Below are 23,406 nucleotides of genomic sequence, written 5' to 3' on the forward strand. Positions count from 1 at the left end.
GCTGATTTTTAAAAGTCCCAAAACGGGATTATTGAATCCTATGATAGGATAATCGAGAATCACTTGATATCCAGCAAATAACGGCATTTAGCGAATTGAACATAATAAATATCCCAAAATGAGATTTTTGTGTAATCTTCTTATAAGGTAACATCGTTAGTAACGCCTTATAATGCAGGTTTTTGCTAGATATTATAATTGGCATAATATTTGCAATAATCAAACAGTCGAACTATTGGATTAATGAAGGGGGTAGAAAAAGAATGCCATATTATGATGAAGAAGTTTGGCAATCATAAAACGCTTTAAAACGTTCGATAAGTCAGAATGGATTAGAATAACCATCACTCATTTTAGTTGGAAGGTGTAAGAATGAAAAGCAAAGTATTTGCCTGTTACACATTAGCTGATGAATTTCAAAAGATACTTCCACCTGAGATTGATTTAGAATTGCTGCCTTATGCCTTGCATCGCGAACCACAGAAACTTCAATTGGAACTTCAACAACGAATTGATGCGGATATTGAACATGACACCTTGCTATTTGGGTATGGTCTTTGTTCTTATGGTGTAGTAAATCTTTATTCTGAACGACATACCTTGGTGATCCCCAGAGTGCATGATTGTATAAGTATCTTAATGGGTGCTCGCCAAATCTATGACCGAGAGTTCGAGAAATGCCCCGGTTCTATCTACTTGAGCAAGGGCTGGATTGACCAAGGTGCGGAACCTTTAGCAGAATTCAAACGCTACTCTGAATCCTATGGTGAAGAGAATGCCCAATGGATGATTGATATTCAATATAGCAATTATCAACGGGTAGTATTTATTGATACTGGCGTGGGGAATAGCGAAGAGCTTGGCAAGTATTCCAGCGAAGTCGCCAAGTATATTAAGGTGGATTATCAAAAACAACAAGGTTCTTGGCGTTTAATAGAAAAGCTCATTCAAGGGGATTGGGATGAAGAATTTGTGGTCAACCCTCCTGGAAGGATGGTTATGCAGCGTAATTTTCTATAGTGTAGGGAGCTAATCCATCAGAACGATTAATCTAAATGCTGAAATACTAAAAGCGAGAGATTACGAGAGATGAAGAGAGATATCAAAAGATAATCTTAATTAGTAGAAGGAGGAAGGCAAATGTTAATCATTGGAGAACTTATCAATACTAGCAGAAAAGCTGTTAAACCTGCCGTTGAGCAAAGGGATGTGGCCTTTATTCAGGAGTTGGCGAAAAGACAAGTAGAGTCTGGGGCTCATTATGTAGATGTTAACTGCGGTACTATGGTGCATGACGAGGTTGAGACGATGGAATGGCTTGTTCGCACTATTCAGGAAGTAGTATCGGCACCGCTTTGTATTGATACACCCAGGACAGAGGCAATGGAAGCCGGACTAGCAGCTATAATAAATGGCCAACCCATGGTTAACTCCATAACGGCAGAGAAAGAACGCTACGCCATGGTCTTACCTTTGATTCTAAACTATAAGGCAAAAGTTGTAGCATTGTGTATGGATGATACGGGTGTTCCAGAATCTGCCGAGCAACGTATTGCGATTGTGCGTAAATTAGTGGGGGATCTTACAGCAGCCGGAGTTCCGGAAGATGATATTTACCTAGATCCACTTGTCACCCCAATCAGTACGGGAGATGGGTGTGGTAACGATGTTCTAGATACAGTCCGTTTTATTCGCAAAGAATATCCCCTTGTTCATGCGGCTTGTGGTCTAAGTAACGTTTCATATGGGTTACCTAACCGCAAGATTTTGAACCAGGCCTTTATGATTCAGACAATGGAAGCTGGCATGGATGCCTATATTCTCGATCCTCTTGATAAAGCAATGATGGGTTTTGTGTACGCCTCTCAGGCTTTATTGGGACAAGATTCATTCTGTATGCAGTATTTAACTGCCCACCGTAAAGGGTTGTACGAATAGAGATAGCCTGTGCTCAGCTTTGGACAACAATATGCCGAACAAGAAATCAAGTATAAAAACAAGGAAGAACTATGCCTCTTTATCAGCACCATAACACCCATCAAAACAGATCAGGAAATTATCGGTTTAGTTATTTCCTTCCGAAGTATCCGCGAGCTGCGAAAGTTAGCGGGACGATTGATTCGAGAAGATCGCAAATATACTCTTGACGGAATATTAGGAACCAGTAAAGCGATGACCCTACTTAAGCAAAAAATGCAACTTGTCGCTGCAACAGACTCGACAATCATAATTACAGGCGAGAGTGGAACCGGTAAAGAGTTATTCGCCCGAGCTATTCACGAAGAAAGCCATCGAAAAAACGGCCCATTTATCGCCATAAATTGCGGAGCTATTCCGGATGCGCTCCTAGAGAGTGAACTATTCGGGTATGAAGAAGGAGCCTTTACTGGAGCTAGTCGCGGCGGTAAGCCAGGAAAATTCGAACAAGCGGATGGTGGAACAATATTTCTCGATGAAATCGGTGACATGCCGATGCATCTTCAGGTAAAGTTGTTACGAGTGTTGCAAGAAGTCAAAATCGATCGGATCGGTGGAGTAAAACCTGTGTGGGTCGATGTCCGGATTATCGCTGCGACAAATCGCAATCTCGAAGAAATGATCAAAGAAAAGTTATTTAGAAGTGATCTCTTCTATAGGTTAAGTGTTATTCCTTTTTATATTCCGCCGTTGCGTGAACGGAAAGAAGATTTGATGCTTCTGCTCTATCATTTTTTAGATAAGTATAATCTGATTCTTGGTAAACAAATAACTGGTTTTACACAAGAAGTACAGAAAAAAATGCTTGTTTACCCTTGGTTAGGGAATGTAAGGGAACTGGAAAATGCAGTTGAGTATGCAGTAAATATTGCCACGAAGAATGTTATTGACTATACTTTTTTGTCTGCTCGGGTAAATGACTATTATGAACAAAATGCCAGTCTATCAACAGGAGATGTACAACCTACCTTAGCTGAATTAGAGAAAAATGCCATCGTAGCTACGTTGAAAAGGTTCGGTAGTAGCGGTCAAGCAAAAGAAAAGGCAGCCGATAGCTTGGGGATAAGTAGATCTACTTTCTACAGAAAGCTAAGAGATCTGGGGCTTGATACTAAAATTCCTAAATAGAGATAGTCATCCTAAGTTGAGATTTGCCAAAAGGCATTATCTATGGGAATTCAGCCATAATATTACGGTTTTCGTTCTTATATTGAGACAACATAGTGACTTGGATGGCTTTTTGGATAGGATTAAGCAGTCTGTCCGAAGAGCTTTTCTATTCAATTTCAGAAAATTTTTGAAGAACTATATTAAACTTAAACTAATACTGACTAAGAACTGTGCCGTTGAAACAATGATTAATACAGGACTTTAAGCTCGTTTAGATTGACGATATTGCATAATCAAGAGAGAAATATAGCCTGTAAGATTAATTGGTAGACATTTAGTAATTTAAAGTGGCATGCTTATTGCAAATAAATTTAATATTCAGAAAAAATAATTTACATTACTCTTATCCCAGTTCGAAACCAGATTATAATCAGTGAACTGCGATTATGGAAGATGGAGGGGGAGTGTCAATGATCAAGTGAACTCCAGACGATCAATCTAAAGAGAAAGAGATTAAGGAGGAACGAAGTATGGGTGAAAAAAAGAGTTTCCTAGGAAAAATTGATCGGACTATTTTTTCAATTTCTGCGATCATTATGGTTTTGTTTGTTTTCTTTACACTGCTTCAACCTAAAGCAGCCGGTGCAACTTTCAGCGCGGTGCAGAAATTTATAACGGACAATTTCGGTTGGAGTTATTTAATCGGAGTGACTTTTTTCCTATGTTTTGCTATATTTTTAGCGTTAAGCAAATATGGCAAACTAACCCTAGGCAAAGATGGAGAGAAGCCTGAATACAGCACTTGGAGCTGGTTTGCCATGCTCTTTGCTGCTGGTATGGGAATTGGCCTTGTTTTTTGGGGAGTAGCTGAACCCATGTATCACTATTCTGCTCCTCCTTATGGCGAGAAATCGAGCGTTGAATCAGCTCAAATTGCCATGCGTTATGTATTTTTCCATTGGGGCTTACATCCTTGGAGTATTTTTGCCGTAGTCGGCTTGTCAATGGCTTATTTTCAGTTCCGTAAAGGTTTACCAGCCTTAGTCAGTTCCTCTCTTTATCCGCTACTTGGAGAGAAAGGAATAAACGGTTGGATTGGTAAACTAGTCGATATTCTAGCAGTTTTTGCTACGATCTTTGGGGTTGCTACCTCTCTGGGATTAGGTGCTACTCAGATTGCTTCTGGGTTAAATTATGCCTATGGCCTTCCCACCGGGATGACGACAACTGTCGTTATCATCGTAGTGATTACGGCTTTATTTATAACATCGGCAGTAACTGGAATTAATCGAGGGATTAAGTTCCTAAGTAACGCTAATATGCTCCTAATTGCTATAATTGTGGGTTTTATACTAATCGTTGGGCCAACTCGGTATATTCTTAATGGCTTTACCGAAACTTTCGGGTCTTACCTTCAGAATATTGTTCAAATGAGTTTTTGGGCCGATACCTTCAAAACAAATGATGGTTGGGTAGGAGGATGGACCATTTTCTACTGGGCATGGTGGGTTGCCTGGGGTCCGTTTGTTGGGGCATTCATCGCGCGTATTTCGAGAGGCAGGTCGGTCAGAGAGTTTGTCTTGGGTGTAGTCATTGCTCCTACTTTAATGAGTTTTCTGTGGTTGTCAGTCATGGGCAACAGTGCACTATTTGTTGAGGTTGTTCAACATGGTGGGATTGCAGCTGCAGTGGCAAAAGACATGAGTACAGCTATTTTTGCGATGTTTCAGTACTATCCAATGGCGAGCATTCTAACCATCTTGACCACCTTAATCATAGCGATCTTCTTTATTACCTCGGCTGACTCAGCTACGTTTGTTATGGCTATGTTAACTTCAGGTGGGGAATTAAACCCTAAAGCCGGGCTGAAGATTACTTGGGGTGTGATTGTCGGTGCTGTAGCGATCGCTTTGATGATAGCTGGCGGATTGAGTGCGCTACAGACTGCCTCCATTGCTGCAGCCTTTCCGTTTATGATTGTCATGTTTGCCATGGTAGTATCACTTACAAAGGCCTTTAATAAAGAATTTGATAAGGAAAGTGTTGAACCGCAAGTTAATAACTATAAGGCAACCACATCACAAAGCAGTAAGACAGTCTAGGAGTCAGTTTATAATTACCTCATTATTTGGATTTGAATCTTAGCGAAACAAAGACCCCACATCAAAAATGTTGGGTCTTTGTTATCTCTTATAAAGGCTAAATGTTCTGTTTAATTGTCCATACCTTGTGATCCTGTGTGATTATGATTACCAAAAATCTTAAAAAGAGATTACTAAATCCTATAATAGGATAATCGAGAATCGCTCGGACATCGGATACATCACATGATGTAGGGAATTGGACTACATCAAGATCCCAAAATGAGATATTTTTGTAATCTGCATTATGCAAAGAACGCAAAAAACGGCTCAAAATGCAGATTCTTGCGAGTAATGTAATTGGCACAATATTTGCAATAATCATATATTGGCAAATCTATTAAATTTAATAAGGGAGGTAGAAGCAGAAATGCCCAATTATTATGAAGAGATTTCTCAAAACGTCATTACCGGTCAACTAGACCGAGTCAAACAATTGACTCAACAGGCCATCGAGGCCGGAAGCAACCCTGTTGAAATTATCAACCAAGGGCTGATCCCCGGAATGAGTGTCGTAGGGGCACGATTTAAGTCCGGTCAAATGTATGTGCCGGAGGTCTTAATGTCGGCGCGGGCTATGAATGCTGGTATGGATCTAGTTAAACCCCTCATTCTAAGTGAAGATATCCCTTCAGCGGGCAAGGTGGTCATCGGAACGGTCAAAGGTGACCTTCATGATATCGGGAAAAACTTAGTCGGCATGATGTTAGAGAGTGCTGGCTATTCGGTCATCAATGTTGGGGTGGATGCGGGTCCCGAGAAATTCTTACAAGCGGTCAAAGAGCATCAACCAGGTGTGATCGGCATGTCAGCTCTGCTCACGACGACCATGCTGGCCATGAAAGATACGATCGAACTCTTAAAAGAAGAGGGCTTGCGCGACAAAGTAAAAGTAATGATCGGTGGGGCCCCGATATCTCAGGACTTCGCCGATGAAATTGGGGCCGATGGGTTTGCCCCGGATGCAGGGTCTGCTGCGGATCTCTGTAAGAAACTTCTAGCTTAGTAGATTGAGGAAGGAGAGTGTGTGACTTGTCAAAAAGCCAATACGTAAGGGCCAACTATCAAGTAAATACGACACCACAGTTTAGGGTGTTGAGCGATGATCAATGTGAGACCATCTTGAATGGTGCCCTCGAGGTGCTGGAGCGAACGGGGGCGGAGGTACACAGTGAAGAGGCTTTAGAAATTTTCAAAAAGGGAGGCTGTTGGGTTGAAGGCAATACGGTACGTATCCCATCTCACCTCGTCGAGTGGGCGATCCGTAGTGCACCCTCACGAATTGTAATTTCTAATCGAAACGGTGAACGAACCATGTTCTTGGAGGGGCAAAATGTATATTATGGCCCAGGACCCACGAATACTTACACCCTCGATCCCTTTACTGGGGAACGTCGGCGTCCTCGGAAAACCGATACGTTGCGGGCAACGATCACGGTTGATGCCTTGCCTAATATATCCTATGCCATGGATTGCGGAACCATCATGGATGTCACACCGACATTAGCGGATGTTCATGCGTTTCAAGTTATGGTAGAAAACACAACCAAGCCCATTATCCACTGGGGTTTCGGGATAGATCAGTATCAGGACATCGTGGATATGGCTGCCGCAGTGGCGGGAGGAATGGAAGCCCTGCAACGCAATCCCTTTATTATCCTTTATTCAGAGTCTAGTCCCCCGTTACGGCATTCGTCAGAGGCCATTGATAAAGCAATATTTGCAGCCAGGGCCAATATTCCTGTCATATATACACCCTGTACTTTCTCAGGTGGAGTGGCTCCTGCCACGATGGCAGGAAGTCTCGTAATCTCGGTGGCCGATTTCTTGGTAGGACTGGTAGCGGGTCAATTAGTCCGTAAAGGTTCATCCTTTATCATGGGTGGACTAATTTCCACGATGGACATGTCAAGCACTATTTTATCCTATGGAGCCGCGGAATTAAGCTTACTTTCGGCAGGCTTAACCTCTGTCGCCCGCCACATGAAGATACCGATGTTCAGTACGGGTGGTTGCACGGATGCCAAAGTGATCGACACTCAGATGGGCATTGAAGCGGCCTTTTCAATTCTGATCGCCGGCTTAAGCGGCGCAAACCTTGTTCACGACTGTAGTTATATGGAGTATGGTGCGACCTCTTCCTTAGAACTCATGACCTTGGATGATGAAATCATTGGCATGGTGAAGAAAATTCTAGGTGGTATTCTAGTTGATGATGAACACTTAGCCGTCGATGTTATTGACAAGGTCGGCCCGGGTGGTCACTACTTAGCGGAAGACCATACGATGGCCCATTTCCGTGAAAACTGGGCACCCACCCTGATCAACAGGCTCAGGTATGACGGTTGGAAGGCAGAAGGCTCTAAGTCCATGGGACAGCGGGTCAAGGAAAAAACCCAAGCTATTATTAATAATCACAAACCCGAGAAACTAGCAGACAGTGTGATCGCAGAAATTCAAGCGATTGTCGATAGAGCGGAAGCGCGGGAAGCGAAGAAAAGTTCAAAATAGGGAGGTAAAAAAGAGATGGCAAATTATTATGAAGAGATTTCTCAAAGCGTCATTGCCGGTCAACTAGATCGAGTAAAACAACTGACCCAACAGGCGATCGGGACGGGTGACAACCCTGTTGAAATTATTAACCAAGGGCTGATCCCGGGAATGTGTGTTGTTGGAGCACGGTTCAAATCAGGCCAAATGTATGTGCCGGAAGTCTTAATGTCGGCGCGGGCCATGAATGCTGGTATGGAGCTAGTCAAACCCTTAATTCTCAGTGAAGATATCCCTTCGGCGGGTAAAGTTGTGATCGGAACGGTCAAAGGTGACCTTCATGATATCGGGAAAAACTTAGTCGGCATGATGTTAGAGAGTGCGGGCTTTACAGTCATCAATGTAGGGGTGGATGCGGGTTCCGAGAAATTCTTACAAGCGATTAAGGACCATCAGCCGGGTGTGATCGGCATGTCAGCCTTGCTTACGACGACCATGCTGGCTATGAAAGATACGATCGAACTCTTAAAAGAAGAGGGGCTGCGCGACAAGGTAAAAGTGATGATCGGTGGAGCCCCGATATCTCAGGACTTTGCCGATGAAATTGGGGCCGATGGGTTTGCCCCGGATGCAGGGTCTGCTGCGGATCTTTGTAAGAAACTGCTAGCCTAATAAGTTTAGAAAGGAGGATGACAATGCCTGTAAGAAGCAATTACGTACAAAATGCCAGCCCGATGTTCAGCATTCTTTCCCCTAGCCAATGTGATGAAATATTACTAGCGGCTCAAGAGGTTCTCGAACGTACGGGTGTGACTGTACACGATGAAGAAGCTCGTGATATATTAAAGAAAGCAGGTTGTTGGGTCGACGGTATCCTAGTTCGTATCCCTTCAGCGGTCGTAGACCGGGCGTTAAGATCTGTGCCTAAACGGGTCACTCTTTGTAATAACCGAACTGGATCTAGGGATGTCCTGCTGGAAGGCCACAACGCATATTTTGGCACTGGATCCGATACTCCGTTCACCATCGACCCGTACACCGGAAAGCGCCAACGTTCTACGAAAGAATCGGTGAGCAACGCTTGTAAAGTGATTGACGCTTTGCCAAATCTCGATTTTGTCATGTCAATGGGTATTGTTCAGGATGTGCCGCTTCTTATCTCGGATCGCCATCAGTTCGAAGCTCAAGTGCTTAATACGAGTAAACCCATCGTAACCACGGCCCATGATATTTATGGCTTTGCCGATATTATTGAGATGTGTGAAATTATGGCCGGAGGGGTTGAGGAATTACGGCGCAATCCCTTTATGACGCTTTACGCAGAGCCGATTTCTCCTCTGCAACATGCTTGGGAGGCGGCCTCCAAACTGATTTTGGCCGCCAGAAAAGGGTTGCCCGTGGTTTATACGCCTTGCGTTATGGCCGGTGGAACAGTCCCCGCCACAATGTCAGGCATACTTACCCAAGGGTTAGCGGAATCATTAAGTGGGTTAGTGCTTAATCAATCAACCCGAGAAGGTTCGCCATTTATTATGGGCGGAGTGTTTACGATTATGGATATGTCCAGTACCATTTTCAGCTATGGTTCACCGGAATTCAATCTGCTAATGTCTTCGTTAGCGGATATGGCTCATTACCTTAAATTGCCAATGTTCGGGACTGCTGGCTGCTCCGACTCCAATTTAGTCGATGAACAAGCGGGAATAGAAGCGGCTATGTCTATTGCCATGACGGCCCTCTCTGGACCTAATCTAAATCATGATGTCGGGTATATTGAATATGGTTCCACGTCCTCCTTAGAATTTCTAACGATTAACAATGACGTGATTGGGATGGCTCGTCGTTTAGTGCGCGGTATCCAAGTGACCGATGAGACGCTAGCCTTAGATCTGATTGACAAAGTAGGTCCAGGAGGACATTTCTTATCCGAGGATCACACGATGAAACACTTTAAAACTGAGACGTATTATCCAAGTCTGATTAATCGTCAGCGTTATGAGAGTTGGCAGGCAGACGGAGAAAAAACGCTCTTCCAACGAGCCAATGAAAAGGTTAAAGACATCATTGAAAATTATGAACCAGATCCATTACCAAAGGATGTTCAGCAAAAAATTCGGGCGATTGTAGAACGCTCTGAACAACAAGTTCGTTAAGTCGGCAATGAGTATAGGGTATGCCCCCACTTGTAGAAGTGGGGGTTCGAAAAACTGAATGGATTAGAGAGGGGTGACAGGCTATGCCCCTAGTATTGGGGATTGATACTGGCGGAACCTTTACAGATGGGGTACTTCTTGATTTAGAGACCAGGGAAGTAAGGGAAAAGGCCAAGGCATTTACGACACGTGAAGATTTATCGATTGGAATACGAAACTGTATCGAGAACATGGGTGACTTTACCCCAGGTCAAGTTCAGCTCGTATCACTGTCAACGACCTTAGCTACGAATGCTATTGTTGAGGGTCGTGGTTGTCGGGTTGGCTTAATTCTCATAGGGCATGAGTCAACCGGCAACCTCCCTGCCCAGCAGACCTTTGTGGTAAGAGGCGGGCATGATATTAAAGGGATACCACTAGCGGAACTCGATCTTGAGGCTATCCGAAGAGCAGTGACTGAAATGCATGGCCAGGTCGATACGATTACAATTTCCGGCTATCTTAGTATACGGAATCCCGAACATGAACAGAATGCTCAAAGAATAATCCAAGAGCTTTGGGATGTACCGATTGTATGTGCCCACCAACTCACGACTGCTCTCGGTTTTCACGAGCGCACAGTGACGGCCTGCCTTAATGCCAGACTATTACCGATCATTGCGGAACTTCTGGCAGCGGTAAAAGCCGTACTGAAAGAAAAGGGAATTTCAGCTCCTTTGATGATCGTCAAAGGGGATGGCTCACTGATGAGTGAAGAGATGACTCGGAAAAAGCCTATTGAGACGATCCTTTCAGGGCCTGCGGCCAGTATTGTGGGAGCAATATTTTTAACCGGAACTGAATCTGCCCTAGCCTTAGATATGGGTGGGACCACGACAGATATTGCTATCCTAGAGAACGGTCGCCCTAGGATGAACCGTGAGGGAGCCACAGTAGGAGGGTGGAAAACCCGTGTTGAGGCTGCAGAAATCAGTACCTTTGGATTGGGTGGAGACAGTTATATTCAGGTTTCCAAGGATCGAAAACTAATCATCGGGCCGAAAAGGGTCTGGCCTTTGTCAGTCGTAGCTAACAAGTATCCTCTTCTCATCGAAGAATTGAAGAGAGTTGATCCGAATCGGGAAATAATTGATACCCAACCAGCGGATTGCTTTATGTTGGTCAAGAAACCTGTACAGGGAGACCGCTGGAATCAGACAGAATGGCAAATAATCCATGCTCTAGAGAGCAGTGCTCACAATATTTTTGCCCTTGCAGACAAAGTGGGACGTGATCCAAACTTATTGCCCTTAAAAGAATTAGAGCGGGCTCAGATAATTGGTCGGATTTCTTTTACCCCCACGGATTTACTGCATGTCCTCGGTAGCTTTACAGACTATAATGTCACAGCTGCTCAGGAAGGAGCGAGGATTCTAGCGTATAGATTGAGAATAAGACTGGACGAATTTGCAGATAAAGTCTTGAATGAAATCCAAACCGCTCTTAGTATGACTATTTTACAAAGTTTTGCCTACCGAGATGGGTTGCGAATCAATCTTAACACTGAGACAGGTGTCGCATTTCTATTAAGCTCTCTGCTTGATGGTAGTCACAAGCGGGGATTCAAGACTGAGATCACGCTTGATTATCCGATCATTGCTTTAGGGGCTCCGGTGTCAGGCTATCTTCCCGCGGTAGGGAATACCTTGAATACTCCAGTTATGATACCGTTGCATGCCGAAGTGGCTAATGCGGTGGGGGCAGCTTCCGGTCAGGTTGCTGAACTCATTCGCATCCTGATTAAACCAGGTGTAGCAGGGGGGTATGTAGTCCATGCTCCTTGGAAACGGGAAGCTTTTTTATATCTGGAAGAGGCCGAAAAGAATGCTTTAGACAAAGCCAAACAAATAGCTCTGCAGAGAGCACATCGCGCGGGAGTGCTTAATCCGGAGTTATTCATTGAGAAAGAAGAAGTACTAAGTCATACGGCCGGAGGAGATGACGTCGTGTTTCTGGAAACGCGCCTTGAAGTCACGGCCATCGGTCATCCTAGTTGGGAGGAATAAAGGGGGACACGGTTTTGACAAGGCCAACTCTTGCGACACTAGTACCCGAAGAAATTGAAAAAATAAAAGCAGCAAGTCTCGAAATCTTGGAACGTACCGGAGTTAGTATTGATCATACAGTGGCCAGAGAAGTTTTACTGGCTGCTGGTGCTAAAGTAGAGGGAGAACGTGTCTATTTTCCTCCTAAACTAGTGATGGAGGCTCTAGCTAAAGCCCCTCGCCAATTTACCATTCATGCCAGAAATCCCAGCAATAATGTCACCGTCGGCGCTGGAGACCCGGTTCTTGCTCCAGGATACGGAGCACCGTATGTTACCTTAGCTTCAGGTCTGAGGCGCAAGGCTACCTTCGTAGATTTCATCAAGTTTGCTAAACTTTCTGGCTCAAGCGCCAATATGGGGATCTCTGGCGGAGTGCTGGTAGAGCCTAGTGATGTTGCTGAGAAAGACAGGCATAAAGCCATGTTGTATGCCTGTCTTGTTAATTCGGATAAACCATTTATGGGCAGTGTAACTGGGGAGAAGCATGCTAAAGATACTTTGCGGATGGCTGGAATACTTTTCGATGGTGAAAAAGGCATTCTGAAACAACCTGTTATGATAAGTTTAATTAATACAATCACTCCCTTGATGTTGGATGAACGAATGGTTGGGGCCTTGATAGCTTATGCAGAAGCAGGACAACCCGTAATTATTGCGTCCTTAGGCATTGCTGGAGCAACCTCACCGACTACTCTAGCGGGTGCACTCGCTTTGCAGAATACGGAAATACTGGCAGGAATCACCCTTGCTCAAACCATTCGGGAGGGAACACCGGTGGTTTATGGCTCAGCTTCATCAATAACTGAGATGCGTAACGGCTCCTTAAGTATTGGTGCTCCCGAAGGAGCTTGGATCATTGCCACCGCAGTCCAAATAGCCCACTCCTATGGTTTACCCTGTCGAGCTGGGGGATGCTTGACAGATAGTAAGATCTTGGATCTCCAAGCTTCCTATGAAAGTATGATGAATCTTCAGGCTGCTGGATTGGCGGGGGTGGATTTTGTTCTCCATGCAGCAGGTATCCTAGAATCATATATGTCCATGTCTATGGAAAAATTCATGATGGATGACGAACTTTGCAGTATGGTACGGCGTTTTCTGAGAGGAACTAACCTCGATGTAAAAGATTTAGCTGTGCAACTGATTCATGATGTGGGTCCGGGGGGACAATTTCTAACTTCAGACCATACTTATCAGAATTTCCGCACCGAGTTTTGGCAGCCTACCTTATCGAATCGTGAAACCTATGACCAATGGAGATTAAACGGCTCTTTGCCCATGCTTAGCCAAGCTGAAAAACGCGTCAATGAAATCGTAGATAATTATGAAATCCCCTACTTAGACAAGTCAATTGAGCGAAAACTGAAAAAAATGGCTGGTTTCTAATACTGAATTATAAGCAAGGTTCATAGTCAATCTTTTCCAACTTAAGTTGAAAGGAAAAATTGGCTATGAACCTTTTTGGTTCACTTTTTTCATGATGACGGGCTTTTATGGATAATACGTTCACTCTTGGAAGGATATAAAGGAAAGATGTGGAATGTTAAAAGATACAAAAGAAGATGAAGATGAAAGGTAGAAAACAAATACTGGATTGGGGAGGTGGCAAAGGTTGTCATGGTTTAATAAATTGAACGAGGTCCTTAATGCTGTGCATAATGGAATTGTAGCTATTGATGCCGAAGAGCGAGTTACAATCTTCAATCGCCAGGCGGAGCGCATGCTGGGAGTCGCTGCTGGTAAAGTCATTGGACAGAAACTCGGTGATTTATTACCTGCGGGACTTACGTCGGTACTCTATAGTGGTAAACCCTCGTTTGGGCAAAAGTTCGAACAAAACGGCCTAATTATGGTCACCAATCGTACACCGATTATTGAAGGCGACACGGTAGTTGGTGCAATTGCAGTATTTCAAGATGTTTCTGACCTCGAATCTTTAGCTATGGAGTTAGGGTACGTTAAAGAGTTAAATAAAGAATTTGAGGCTATTCTCGAATCCTTTTACGATGGTGTTGGGATTATTGATGGAGAAGGTACTCTATTAAGAGTCAATACTAGTTATGAAAGAATTACAGGTTTGTCCAAGCAAGACAATGGAGTTGGCCGTAATGTCAGAGAGCTTCAAGATGACGGGACAGTTTCTCAAGCCGTCGCCTTACTTGTTCTAAGCCAGAAAAAACCGGTGACTATCAAACAAAAAATAAAAACCGGTAAAGAAATTTTAATTACTGGCAGCCCCGTTATTAACGAAAAAGGGGAAGTTCTGCGCGTAGTCTGTAATATACGTGATATGACTGAACTGAATCTTTTGCGAGAACGGATAGAAACTACAGAACAACAGAATATCCGCTATGCCCACGAAATTAAGGAGTTGAGAACAAAGCTGTGGCGTCATGAGGAATTTATATTCCGAAGTGCGAGTATGCAGAGGGTCTTTAAACTGATCGTTCGTGTAGCTCATGTTAATTCTCACGTTTTAATTACTGGGGAGTCCGGGGTAGGAAAGGAAATTGTGGCCACTTTAATTCATGAGTTAAGTCCTCGTGTCAATGGGCCTTTTTTACAAATCAATTGTGGAGCCATTCCAGAGAACTTGCTCGAATCAGAACTCTTTGGCTATGAAGAGGGAGCTTTTACTGGCGCGCGTTGTGGAGGGAAAAAAGGTATTTTCGAACTTTGTGAGGGCGGGACTCTACTTCTTGATGAGATCGCGGAAATGCCCATGACTATGCAGGTTAAATTATTGCGAGTGTTGCAGCAACAGGAGGTACTTAGAATAGGTGCCGCCAAACCCATTAAATTTAATGTGCGGGTTGTGACCGCAACGAATAAAAACTTAGAAGAAATGGTAGCTCAACATAGTTTTAGGGCGGATCTTTTTTATCGTTTAAATGTCGTGCCAATTCACCTCCCTCCCCTGAGGGAGCGTACAGATGACATTGTCCCTTTGGCTATCCACTTTTTAGAAGGCTTTAACCGAAAATATTCTAGCAATATTAGGTTTGAGCCGGAAATTTTATTGGCTTTTGAACGTCATCCTTGGCCAGGTAATGTTCGCGAATTAGAAAATCTGATTGAACGAATGCTGATTATGAATGAAGATGAGGTTTTGACTCTTAAACATCTGCCATTTAATGTGAGTAGCGTACCTGAGCAACAAGCTCTCGTAATTCAAATTAATGAACCTCTACCCTTCGAAAAAGCCATTGAAATGTTGGAAATAGAACTCTTGCGTAAAACTCTGCAGACCTATCCAACGATAAGGCAGGCAGCCAAATTTCTAGGTGTTTCACACCCCACAGTGCTACGTAAAATTCAAAAATATAAATTAATGTCAACGGTCTAGTTAAAAAGGTGGTACATTCCTTGGAAAGAGTGGTAAATTGTGTATCGAAGAGATTGAAATAATAGTCGGCTTATAGAGTCTGTTTCAGGAAATGTCAGGAAAAAGTGGTATAGAAATGTACCAAGGTTATTTTTGTATCGTGATCCAGTCTGGTTCAAGGTACTGTTGAAAGCCTAAATTATACTATATAGTACGCTAGATAAGCTGTTCAGGCTAATAGTGAGGTTTTTTACGAAATTAGGAATTCATCTTGCATTAAATAAAGTTATGTGACTCGCCATAACGGAAGGGATCTATGACTAAATAGAGTAGCAAGGTGGTGATAAGGCGAAAGTCTGGCAGGGATATTTGCAAAAACTTTACCGGATTTTCAATGATATCTTTGGAATTGTCTGGGTGATACGGTGCTGGAAATGGGGGAATTCCTCCCACTAAAAGAGACAAGGTGCTGGAAAATGCTATTGCGCAGTTTCCTTATTTTTTAGGAATTAATAATCAGAATATTATAAATATACTCTAAATTTGAGGATTTAGGTTGTAAGGCTAATAAATTCATTATAATTAACCACTGAAATATTCTAGGGGGTGAAGCTTTTGTCGGATTTAAACTACTGGGAACCTGGAAACCTGTTAGAAGCAGTTTCCATACTAGCTAATATGGGAGATCAGGTCAGACCTTTAGCAGGGGGAACTGATCTGTTAGTTAAAATGAAGAAAGGCCCTATAAACTGGAGGGGTATCGTCAATATAAAAGGCCTGGCAGAACTTAAGGGAATCAACTATGAGGGCGTAACCATCACCATAGGAGCCTTAACACAAATAAGCTCCCTGATCCAGAACCCGTTGGTTCGCATTCACTTCCCTGTTTTGGTTGATGCAGCAAGGAGTTTGGGTACTCCTCAAGTGCGTAATCTGGCAACGATTGGTGGTAATTTATGTAATGCATCTCCTGCGGCAGATGTAGCCTTAGTTCTTTTAATGTATGAGGCACGCTTACTGATTATGGGACCAAGTGGGTCACGCAAGGTTCCTGTGCAGGAGTTTTATGTTGGACCTAGTCAAACGGTGTTACAACAAGGAGAACTACTTACTGCGATAGAAATGGATCTTCCACCGCTGAACAGTAAGGGTGTGTTTTATAAACATGGTAAGCGCAAAAGTCATGAAATTGCCTTAGTTAATGTAGCAGTGCTCTTAACGCCGCAGCCGAGAACAAAGCAAATCAGAGCCAGGATTGCTGTTGGTGCCGTTGCTTCAACTCCGTTACGTATCAAGGACGCGGAGGATAGCTTGACCAATTCTTTGGCAACGCTGAGCGCTTTCGAGCAGGCAGCGGAATTGGCTAAGCAGGCAGTTAACCCAATTGACGATGTTCGGAGCACCGCCAGTTACCGTAAGCAAATGGTGGGTGTTCTAACAAGGCGAGCACTTGTTGAAGCTTGGGAGGGAGAACTATGATAACACCGATAAGTTTGCTAATTAATGGTGAAACATATCTAGTCAATGTTCCGATAAAAAAGACATTATTGGATGTGCTTAGAGAGGACCTGGCCCTAACTGGTACAAAAAAAGGCTGCGACAGCGGGGAATGTGGTGCTTGTACAGTATTAATGGATGGTAAGCCAGTGAACTCATGTATTATATTAGCGGTCGATGCAGTTGGTAAGCAAATTTCCACGATTGAAGGCATAGGTGGGATTATGGAATTAGATCCTATTCAGGAAGCACTAGTTGCCCACGGGGCAATACAATGTGGTTATTGCACCCCGGGAATTGTTATGACAGCTAAAGCATTATTGAATAGCAATCCTCATCCTACAGAAAAAGAAGTACGAGAGGGAATCACAGGAAACCTTTGTCGCTGCACAGGCTATGTTAAGGTCGTCGAAGCGATTATGGATGTAAGTCGTCGATAGGGAAAGGAGGGAAGCAATTATGAGTTATTCTGTTGTTGGTCATTCATTACCCCGGGTAGACGCGCGGGAAAAAGTCAGTGGGAGTGCTTTATACACCGGGGATATGGTGTTGCCCCATATGTTGGTTGGTAAAGTGCTGCGTAGTCCTTACGCTCACGCTAAGGTTATCAGAATCGATACCTCAAAGGCCAAGCAACTGCCGGGGGTCAAGCTTGTTCTAACCTATGAGGATACACCAAAGATTTTGTGGAATAGTGCAGGTTTTCCTCCTTCCCCAGGGGCGATTTTAGTTGAGGATCAATATATCCTTACAAATATTGCTCTCTACGTCGGGGACGGAATTGCGGCAGTGGCGGCTGTTGATGAAGATACGGCAACCCATGCCTTAGAACTTATTGAAGTAGAATATGAGGTATTGCCGGCAGTCGTAACTATAGAACAGGCTTTGGCGGAAGGAGCACCTCGATTACACGACGCTGAAAAGAACACCTATGGTCATACGCCAGTCGTAATTGGAGATGTTGAGGCAGGCTTTGCCGAAGCAGATTACATCTTTGAAGACACTTATCAAGTGCCCAAAGTCAACCAAGTAAGTATGGAACCTTGTGGAGTTTCTTTGGCGGCACCAGACAAGGATAGTCGAGTAACTATCTGGACCTCGACTCAAATGCCTCATTTAGTTCGGAGAATTACGGCGCATGCCTTAGGTATTAAGATTGGACAAGTTCGAGTCATCAAGCCAGCGGTGGGAGGAGCATTTGGTAGTCGTTTAGGTGTGGTTAACGAACCAATCGCCGCCCTATTGGCTATGAAGGTTGGACAACCGGTCATGCTCAGGTATACGAGGGAAGAGGCCTTTTTGGCGACAGAATCCAGACATCCCATGACAATGACTCTCAAAACCGGTATGAAGAAAGATGGTACATTTACGGCTCGCCAATTTACCTCCTATATCGATGGTGGTGCTTATGCCACGCATACCCCATCCTTGGCCGGACCTGTGGCCGGTTGGTTTTTGGCTATGTATAAGTCTCCTAATATAAAAGTAGATAACTATTCCGTATATACTAACGCTACACAATGTGGTGCATTTCGGGGTTATGGAAACCCTCAGGTGGTTTTTGCCGTAGAGTCACAGATCGATGATATCGCAGAAAAATTAGGTATAGATCCTCTAGAGCTGAGACTTAAAAATCATCCCTGTGTCGGAGAGGTTTGGATGTGGAGCGGCTGGGTGATTGAAAGCTGTGGTTTAGAGGAGTCTATCGCAAGTGGTGCCAAAGCAATCGGATGGACAGAAAATAGAAATTGTGGACGTATAAGTCAAGGGATCAAAAAGCGTGGAGTTGGAATGGGTTACATGATGCATGTGAGCGGAGCTCGACCCATGCTCCATGAAACCTCTGCCGCTATCATTAAAATTAACGAAGATGGTAGTGCTAATTTGAATTTCAGTAATTCTGATGTTGGTACGGGTAGTGCAACGTCTTTAACCCAGATTGCCGCCGAAGAACTTGGAATTCCCTTCGACGAGGTGATGATTACCAAAACGTCGGATACAGATGTCAATGGATTTGACATTGGTAGTCATGCCAGTCGCCAGATTTATTCTGGAGGCAACGCTGTTAAAAAGGCCGCTACAATGGCCAAACAACAGTTATTGGTAATGGCAGCAGAACTGCTAGAGATCCCTGTTGAAGGACTTGAGGTGAAGGAGGGCAGAGTTTGGGCGCGAGACGATTCCTCCAAATCACTGAGCGTGGCAGAAATATCGCATGCTGCTCACTTTGGTAGCCATGGTCATCAATTTATCGGAGCAGTAAGTGAGGAGCCACCAGGTAATCCACCCGTTTACGCAGCCCAATTCGCCGAAGTCGAAGTTGATACTGAAACTGGAATCATTGAGGTAATAAGAGTGGTTGCTGCTCACGACGTTGGAACGGCTGTAAACCCAGCCTCAGTAGAAGGCCAAATTCAAGGAGCAGTTCAGCAGGGAATCGGTTACGCATTAACAGAGGATTACCGTATTGATTTGGGAACAGGTAAGCCCCTAAACCCTAATTTATCGGATTATAAAATTCTGACCTCGGTAGACATGCCGCAAATTGAAACAATTTTAGTCCAGGCAGCTAGCCAAACTGGACCTTTTGGAGCTAAAAGTGTGGGAGAATCTGGGTTAGTGGCTACGGCAGCCGCTATTGCCAATGCTGTTTATGATGCCATCGGGATCAGATTTAAAGAGTTGCCGATGACTCCAGAACGAGTGTTGGCTGCACTGCAAAGTGAAGATCAGTAAACGAGGATAATTCAACTTAGCCAAGGACGGTTAGCAGCGACTATAACTGTCGGGGGAAGTTTAGTAAACAAAGATTTCTTTTTTTAGCGTGGAACCGTGTAAAGCATGCGAGTTCCACGCTAAGTCTGTGGTCAAGTACTTGGAATTAGGTTAGTGATTAATTTTATGGTACATAAATATACCATAAAATTAATCACTAAGGGGGTTCGACGACAAAACTGTCCCTTTGTAAAGAAGAAAACTCCTGGTAAATTGTTGTACCAGCCTATAACCGCTTTGTCAGAAGAGTGATGTTCTTATTTCAGTTGTTGCGAGAAGGGGAGCGGTATATTATTGTACCATGCTTTAAATTAATATCAGAATATTAAGAATTATTTTAACTGTTCAAGCAGTAAATACTACCGTCGACACTCAAGATTAGGTCCTTTAAGGATAAATCCTCTTGGATTGAAAAAGTTGGAAGTTAACTTGCATTGAATGAGTTTGGATTTAAAACAGGAGGAGGTGTAGAGTTTGCTGCAATTTATTATTCAGGGACGTGGCGGTCAAGGGGCGCAAATGGCAGGGGATATTTTAGCGAATGTATTTTTCCGGGAAGGCAAATATGTTCAGGCCTATGCCACTTATGGAGGGGCTAGACGGGGAACATCGGTCAGTTCTTTCATTAGAGTTGATGACCAACCTATCCGTTTACGTTGTAACATTGAAAATCCAGATGTAATAGTCTGCTTCGATCCCAGTCTACTTAATGATGTTCTATTAAGAGGTGCGACTGAGGATACTTTCGTCATCATCAATTCAGCTCAACCGCCCGAACATTTTACTGGTTTAGGAAGGTTTCGGATTGTTACCATAGATGCCATGGCTATAGCTAGCGATAATAAGTTAGGAAGGATCGTTAATACAACCTTGGTGGGGGCGGTTGCTGGTTTGATAGGTCAACCTACGCTTGAGGTTTTATGTGAAGTTGTCTCAGAGATGAGCCCGGTTAAAGTGGATCAAAACCTTAAATGCTGTGAGGATGGGTATAGATTGATTAGAAAGGGGGGTGTTAATTGAAAGAGACCTTTAAGGAAGTACCTTCTATCTGGACGACCGGCTGGACGGATATTTTGAATACAGGGACTTGGCGTAGTGCTATCCCTTTTTATCAAAAGCGTTTAGCACCTTGCCACTGTGCTTGTCCAGTTGACGGGGAGATACCTACTTGGATCATGTTAGCCAGGAAGCAACACTATCGAGAGGCTTGGTCTTCTCTTGTGGACAACAATCCTTTTCCTGCGGTAACAGGGCGAATCTGTCATCATCCCTGCGAGGGTGCCTGTAATCGTCGTGAATACGATGGTGCAGTCGCGGTCAATGCCCTTGAACAATTTGTTGGCGATTTAGCCTTGAGTGAGGGGTGGGCCTTACCCCAGCCAACAGTAACACTAGACCAGAAGATAGCAGTGATCGGTGGTGGACCAGCAGGACTATCCTGTGCTTATCAGCTCAAAAGACTTGGTTATAAGGTTACCGTCTTTGAGACTCGACCTGAACTGGGCGGGGTTTTGCGCTATGGGATTCCTAGATATCGATTAGCCAAGGAAACCTGGGACGGGGAATTAAAACGCTTAGAAGCACTAGGTATTGAAGTAAAGTTGAATCATCCGGTTAAGGCCAGTGATTTAAGCGGTTTGGAAAAAGAGTATTCAGCCGTTTTTTTGGCTTTAGGGGCTCAGAGTTCTAAAACCCTCCCCCAATTTTCAGTAGATAACCTTAGGGTGTTTAAAGGCTTAGATTTTTTAGAAAAGGTGAACCGTGGAGAAGCTCCTCCATTAGGGAAAGAAGTGGTTGTCATCGGGGGAGGTAGTGTGGCCTTAGATGTCGCTGGTACAGCCCGGCGTTTAGGTAGTCAGGTTAAGGTACTAGCCTTAGAGGCTAGAGATTCACTGCCCGCTCAGCCTGATGAGCTGACTGAATCTATGGAAGAAGGAGTCGAGATTTTAGCCGGTGTTATGGTTCAGAATGTAGCCATAAGTTATGAAACGCTTAGTTTGCACTGTATCAAGGTTATGTTAGATGAGAATTCTCCAGTAGGAGTACTTAGGCCAATTCCACGCTCTGGTACTGAATTTAGCGTTTCTGCAACTAATGTTATCTTGGCGGTTGGACAAGATGCCGAATTGACCGGTTGGGATAGCGTAATCAATGTCGGACAATCTTTAGTCAGGGTAGATGCTAATTTAGCGACTAATCGACCTGGAATTTTTGCTGGCGGAGATGTGACACCTGCAGAGCGCTTTGTCTCCACAGCCATTGGGCAAGGGAAAAAAGCTGCCCAAAGTATCGATAATTATTTAAAGAAACTGTATTCCAAGGGGATTAGTTCGAAAGATACGCAAACGTCACAAGACGTAGTTGCATACCAGGAAATTAATACGTTTTATTTCCCAGAGCAAAATCGGGAAGAAAAGGGCACAGTTGCGGTTGAAGAAAGGCTCAAAAACTTTGCAGAGCTTAAAATAGGTTTTAGTCCCCAACAAACTCAGACCCAATCAGAGCGCTGTTTCAGTTGTGGTAAATGTGTGGAGTGCGACAATTGTTTTTACTTTTGTCCAGACATGGCAGTGGTTAAAGACTCTTCCTTGACAGAACATTACCGCATTTTAGATCAATTTTGTAAAGGCTGTGGAAGTTGTGTTCAGGAATGTCCACGTGGAGCGGTTGTATTGAAGGAGGAAACAGGACGATGAACAAAAACAACAACCGCATTCTAGTGAATGGTAACCATGCTGTTGCCTATGGTGTAAGGCTGGCTCAACCAAAAGTAGTGCCCATTTACCCGATTACCCCCCAAACCCCAATTGTGGAAAAAATTTCGGAGTTTCAAGCCGCTGGTGAAATGGTGGTTGAATTAATGACAGCCGAATCTGAGCATTCCGCAATGGCAGCTTGTATCACAGCCTCGTTGACAGGGGTTAGAGTGTTTACGGCGACTGCGTCTCAGGGCTTAATGTTAATGCACGAAATGTTACATTATGCCTCCGGAGCTAGGGCTCCCATCGTGATGTTTAATGTCAACCGGACCATTGGTTCGCCCTGGGGTTTTTGGCCTGATCAAACAGACAGTTTGGCACAACGAGACACGGGTTGGATTCAATATTACTGTGAACATGGTCAAGAGTCTTTGGATACTGTCCTGCAAGCCTATCGGGTTGCCGAAAAGGTCATGCTCCCGGCTATGGTTATGCATGAAGCATTTTATGTTTCACACGCCTTAGATATTGTTGAGGTTCCGGCACAAGAGATGGTGGATCAATACTTACCTGATTTTAATCCCCTCCATCGATTAGATCCCGAGATCGGGGAATCTTGGGGAAATACCGTCAATCAAGAGATGTTCTATCGTCATCGCCGAGATTTGGGTTTGGCCATGGAAAGTGTCATTAATGTCGCTCAAGAAGCTGATCTTGAGTGGCAGGAGCTTACGGGCCGAGGTTATGGAATTATTGAGGAGTATTGCTGCGAGGGCGCTGAATTAGTGATTGCTACCATGGGAAGTATGGTAGGTACTGCTCGGGATGCCGTGGATAATCTACGCAAAGAAGGAGTACCAGCCGGTTTAATCAAGGTTAAATTGTTCAGGCCGTTTCCCGTCGAGGCAGTGCGCCAGGCCTTAAGTGGTGTACCTAAGGTCATGGTTTTGGACCGCAATTTTGCCCCTGGGACAGGTGGCTTCCTTCATCAAGAACTTAAAGCAGCCTTATATGGTTTAGAGCGTTGCCCCGCAATTCACGGATATTTGACAGGTGTAGGCGGGACGAATATTTCTCCGAGTAATATCGAAGCTCTAGTGCGGGGAGCCATGAGTACACAACCCGTGATAAGTTCTGTCTGGAAGGGGTGATG

Annotated in this window: 17 protein-coding genes; all 17 read left to right on the forward strand. The window is 44.1% G+C overall.

All coding sequences use genetic code 11. The features are described from left to right. The first annotated feature begins 372 nt into the window (after window positions 1–372). The 17 genes from ACYQ3Q_RS15595 to ACYQ3Q_RS15675 all read left to right on the forward strand — a co-directional run bounded on the left by ACYQ3Q_RS15595 (window position 373) and on the right by ACYQ3Q_RS15675 (window position 23,404). Window positions 373–1,020: a DUF1638 domain-containing protein gene (locus ACYQ3Q_RS15595; protein WP_459929457.1), complete on the forward strand. Its 648-nt coding sequence runs from the start codon at window positions 373–375 to the stop codon at window positions 1,018–1,020. Window positions 1,021–1,140: 120 nt separating this feature from the next. After that, entirely contained in the window at window positions 1,141–1,938 is a 798-nt protein-coding gene (locus ACYQ3Q_RS15600) for a methyltetrahydrofolate cobalamin methyltransferase (RefSeq protein ID WP_459929458.1), read from the forward strand. Between the two features lie 9 nt (window positions 1,939–1,947). Further along, window positions 1,948–3,105, forward strand: a complete 1,158-nt coding sequence (locus tag ACYQ3Q_RS15605) for a sigma-54 interaction domain-containing protein (RefSeq protein ID WP_459929459.1) — start codon at window positions 1,948–1,950, stop codon at window positions 3,103–3,105. A 512-nt stretch (window positions 3,106–3,617) separates the two neighbouring features. Continuing rightward, complete coding sequence (locus ACYQ3Q_RS15610) at window positions 3,618–5,189, forward strand: glycine betaine uptake BCCT transporter (protein WP_459929460.1); 1,572 nt, start codon at window positions 3,618–3,620, stop codon at window positions 5,187–5,189. Between the two features lie 409 nt (window positions 5,190–5,598). Continuing rightward, window positions 5,599–6,234 (forward strand): cobalamin B12-binding domain-containing protein, encoded by a 636-nt coding sequence (locus ACYQ3Q_RS15615; protein ID WP_459929461.1) that lies wholly within the window; start codon window positions 5,599–5,601, stop codon window positions 6,232–6,234. 26 nt (window positions 6,235–6,260) lie between these two features. After that, window positions 6,261–7,739 (forward strand): trimethylamine methyltransferase family protein, encoded by a 1,479-nt coding sequence (locus ACYQ3Q_RS15620; RefSeq protein WP_459929462.1) that lies wholly within the window; start codon window positions 6,261–6,263, stop codon window positions 7,737–7,739. Window positions 7,740–7,754: 15 nt separating this feature from the next. Next, entirely contained in the window at window positions 7,755–8,390 is a 636-nt protein-coding gene (locus ACYQ3Q_RS15625; protein WP_459929463.1) for a cobalamin B12-binding domain-containing protein, read from the forward strand. A gap of 23 nt (window positions 8,391–8,413) precedes the next feature. Continuing rightward, window positions 8,414–9,871: a trimethylamine methyltransferase family protein gene (locus ACYQ3Q_RS15630; RefSeq protein WP_459929464.1), complete on the forward strand. Its 1,458-nt coding sequence runs from the start codon at window positions 8,414–8,416 to the stop codon at window positions 9,869–9,871. A gap of 83 nt (window positions 9,872–9,954) precedes the next feature. Then, complete coding sequence (locus tag ACYQ3Q_RS15635; protein ID WP_459929465.1) at window positions 9,955–11,916, forward strand: hydantoinase/oxoprolinase family protein; 1,962 nt, start codon at window positions 9,955–9,957, stop codon at window positions 11,914–11,916. A gap of 14 nt (window positions 11,917–11,930) precedes the next feature. Next, window positions 11,931–13,343 (forward strand): trimethylamine methyltransferase family protein, encoded by a 1,413-nt coding sequence (locus ACYQ3Q_RS15640; protein ID WP_459929466.1) that lies wholly within the window; start codon window positions 11,931–11,933, stop codon window positions 13,341–13,343. A 226-nt stretch (window positions 13,344–13,569) separates the two neighbouring features. Beyond that, entirely contained in the window at window positions 13,570–15,303 is a 1,734-nt protein-coding gene (locus ACYQ3Q_RS15645; RefSeq protein WP_459929467.1) for a sigma-54 interaction domain-containing protein, read from the forward strand. A 594-nt stretch (window positions 15,304–15,897) separates the two neighbouring features. After that, window positions 15,898–16,761 (forward strand): FAD binding domain-containing protein, encoded by an 864-nt coding sequence (locus tag ACYQ3Q_RS15650; protein WP_459929468.1) that lies wholly within the window; start codon window positions 15,898–15,900, stop codon window positions 16,759–16,761. Further along, entirely contained in the window at window positions 16,758–17,219 is a 462-nt protein-coding gene (locus tag ACYQ3Q_RS15655) for a (2Fe-2S)-binding protein (RefSeq protein ID WP_459929469.1), read from the forward strand. Before ACYQ3Q_RS15650 ends, ACYQ3Q_RS15655 begins: the two co-directional genes overlap by 4 nt. Window positions 17,220–17,238: 19 nt before the next feature. Then, window positions 17,239–19,515: a xanthine dehydrogenase family protein molybdopterin-binding subunit gene (locus ACYQ3Q_RS15660; RefSeq protein WP_459929470.1), complete on the forward strand. Its 2,277-nt coding sequence runs from the start codon at window positions 17,239–17,241 to the stop codon at window positions 19,513–19,515. 513 nt (window positions 19,516–20,028) lie between these two features. Continuing rightward, on the forward strand, window positions 20,029–20,574 hold the full coding sequence (locus tag ACYQ3Q_RS15665; protein WP_459929471.1) for a 2-oxoacid:acceptor oxidoreductase family protein: 546 nt from the start codon (window positions 20,029–20,031) through the stop codon (window positions 20,572–20,574). After that, entirely contained in the window at window positions 20,571–22,250 is a 1,680-nt protein-coding gene (locus tag ACYQ3Q_RS15670) for an NAD(P)-binding protein (protein ID WP_459929472.1), read from the forward strand. Before ACYQ3Q_RS15665 ends, ACYQ3Q_RS15670 begins: the two co-directional genes overlap by 4 nt. Continuing rightward, complete coding sequence (locus ACYQ3Q_RS15675) at window positions 22,247–23,404, forward strand: transketolase C-terminal domain-containing protein (protein ID WP_459929473.1); 1,158 nt, start codon at window positions 22,247–22,249, stop codon at window positions 23,402–23,404. Before ACYQ3Q_RS15670 ends, ACYQ3Q_RS15675 begins: the two co-directional genes overlap by 4 nt. The last annotated feature ends 2 nt before the right edge of the window (window positions 23,405–23,406 follow it).

This window comes from Desulfosporosinus burensis (assembly GCF_054657535.1).

Coding starts and splice junctions, on each gene's coding strand:
- ACYQ3Q_RS15595 (WP_459929457.1), top strand. CDS start 373: ATGAAAAGCAAAGTATTTGCCTGTTACACATTAGCTGATGAATTTCAA.
- ACYQ3Q_RS15600 (WP_459929458.1), top strand. CDS start 1,141: ATGTTAATCATTGGAGAACTTATCAATACTAGCAGAAAAGCTGTTAAA.
- ACYQ3Q_RS15610 (WP_459929460.1), top strand. CDS start 3,618: ATGGGTGAAAAAAAGAGTTTCCTAGGAAAAATTGATCGGACTATTTTT.
- ACYQ3Q_RS15615 (WP_459929461.1), top strand. CDS start 5,599: ATGCCCAATTATTATGAAGAGATTTCTCAAAACGTCATTACCGGTCAA.
- ACYQ3Q_RS15625 (WP_459929463.1), top strand. CDS start 7,755: ATGGCAAATTATTATGAAGAGATTTCTCAAAGCGTCATTGCCGGTCAA.
- ACYQ3Q_RS15630 (WP_459929464.1), top strand. CDS start 8,414: ATGCCTGTAAGAAGCAATTACGTACAAAATGCCAGCCCGATGTTCAGC.
- ACYQ3Q_RS15635 (WP_459929465.1), top strand. CDS start 9,955: ATGCCCCTAGTATTGGGGATTGATACTGGCGGAACCTTTACAGATGGG.
- ACYQ3Q_RS15655 (WP_459929469.1), top strand. CDS start 16,758: ATGATAACACCGATAAGTTTGCTAATTAATGGTGAAACATATCTAGTC.
- ACYQ3Q_RS15660 (WP_459929470.1), top strand. CDS start 17,239: ATGAGTTATTCTGTTGTTGGTCATTCATTACCCCGGGTAGACGCGCGG.
- ACYQ3Q_RS15675 (WP_459929473.1), top strand. CDS start 22,247: ATGAACAAAAACAACAACCGCATTCTAGTGAATGGTAACCATGCTGTT.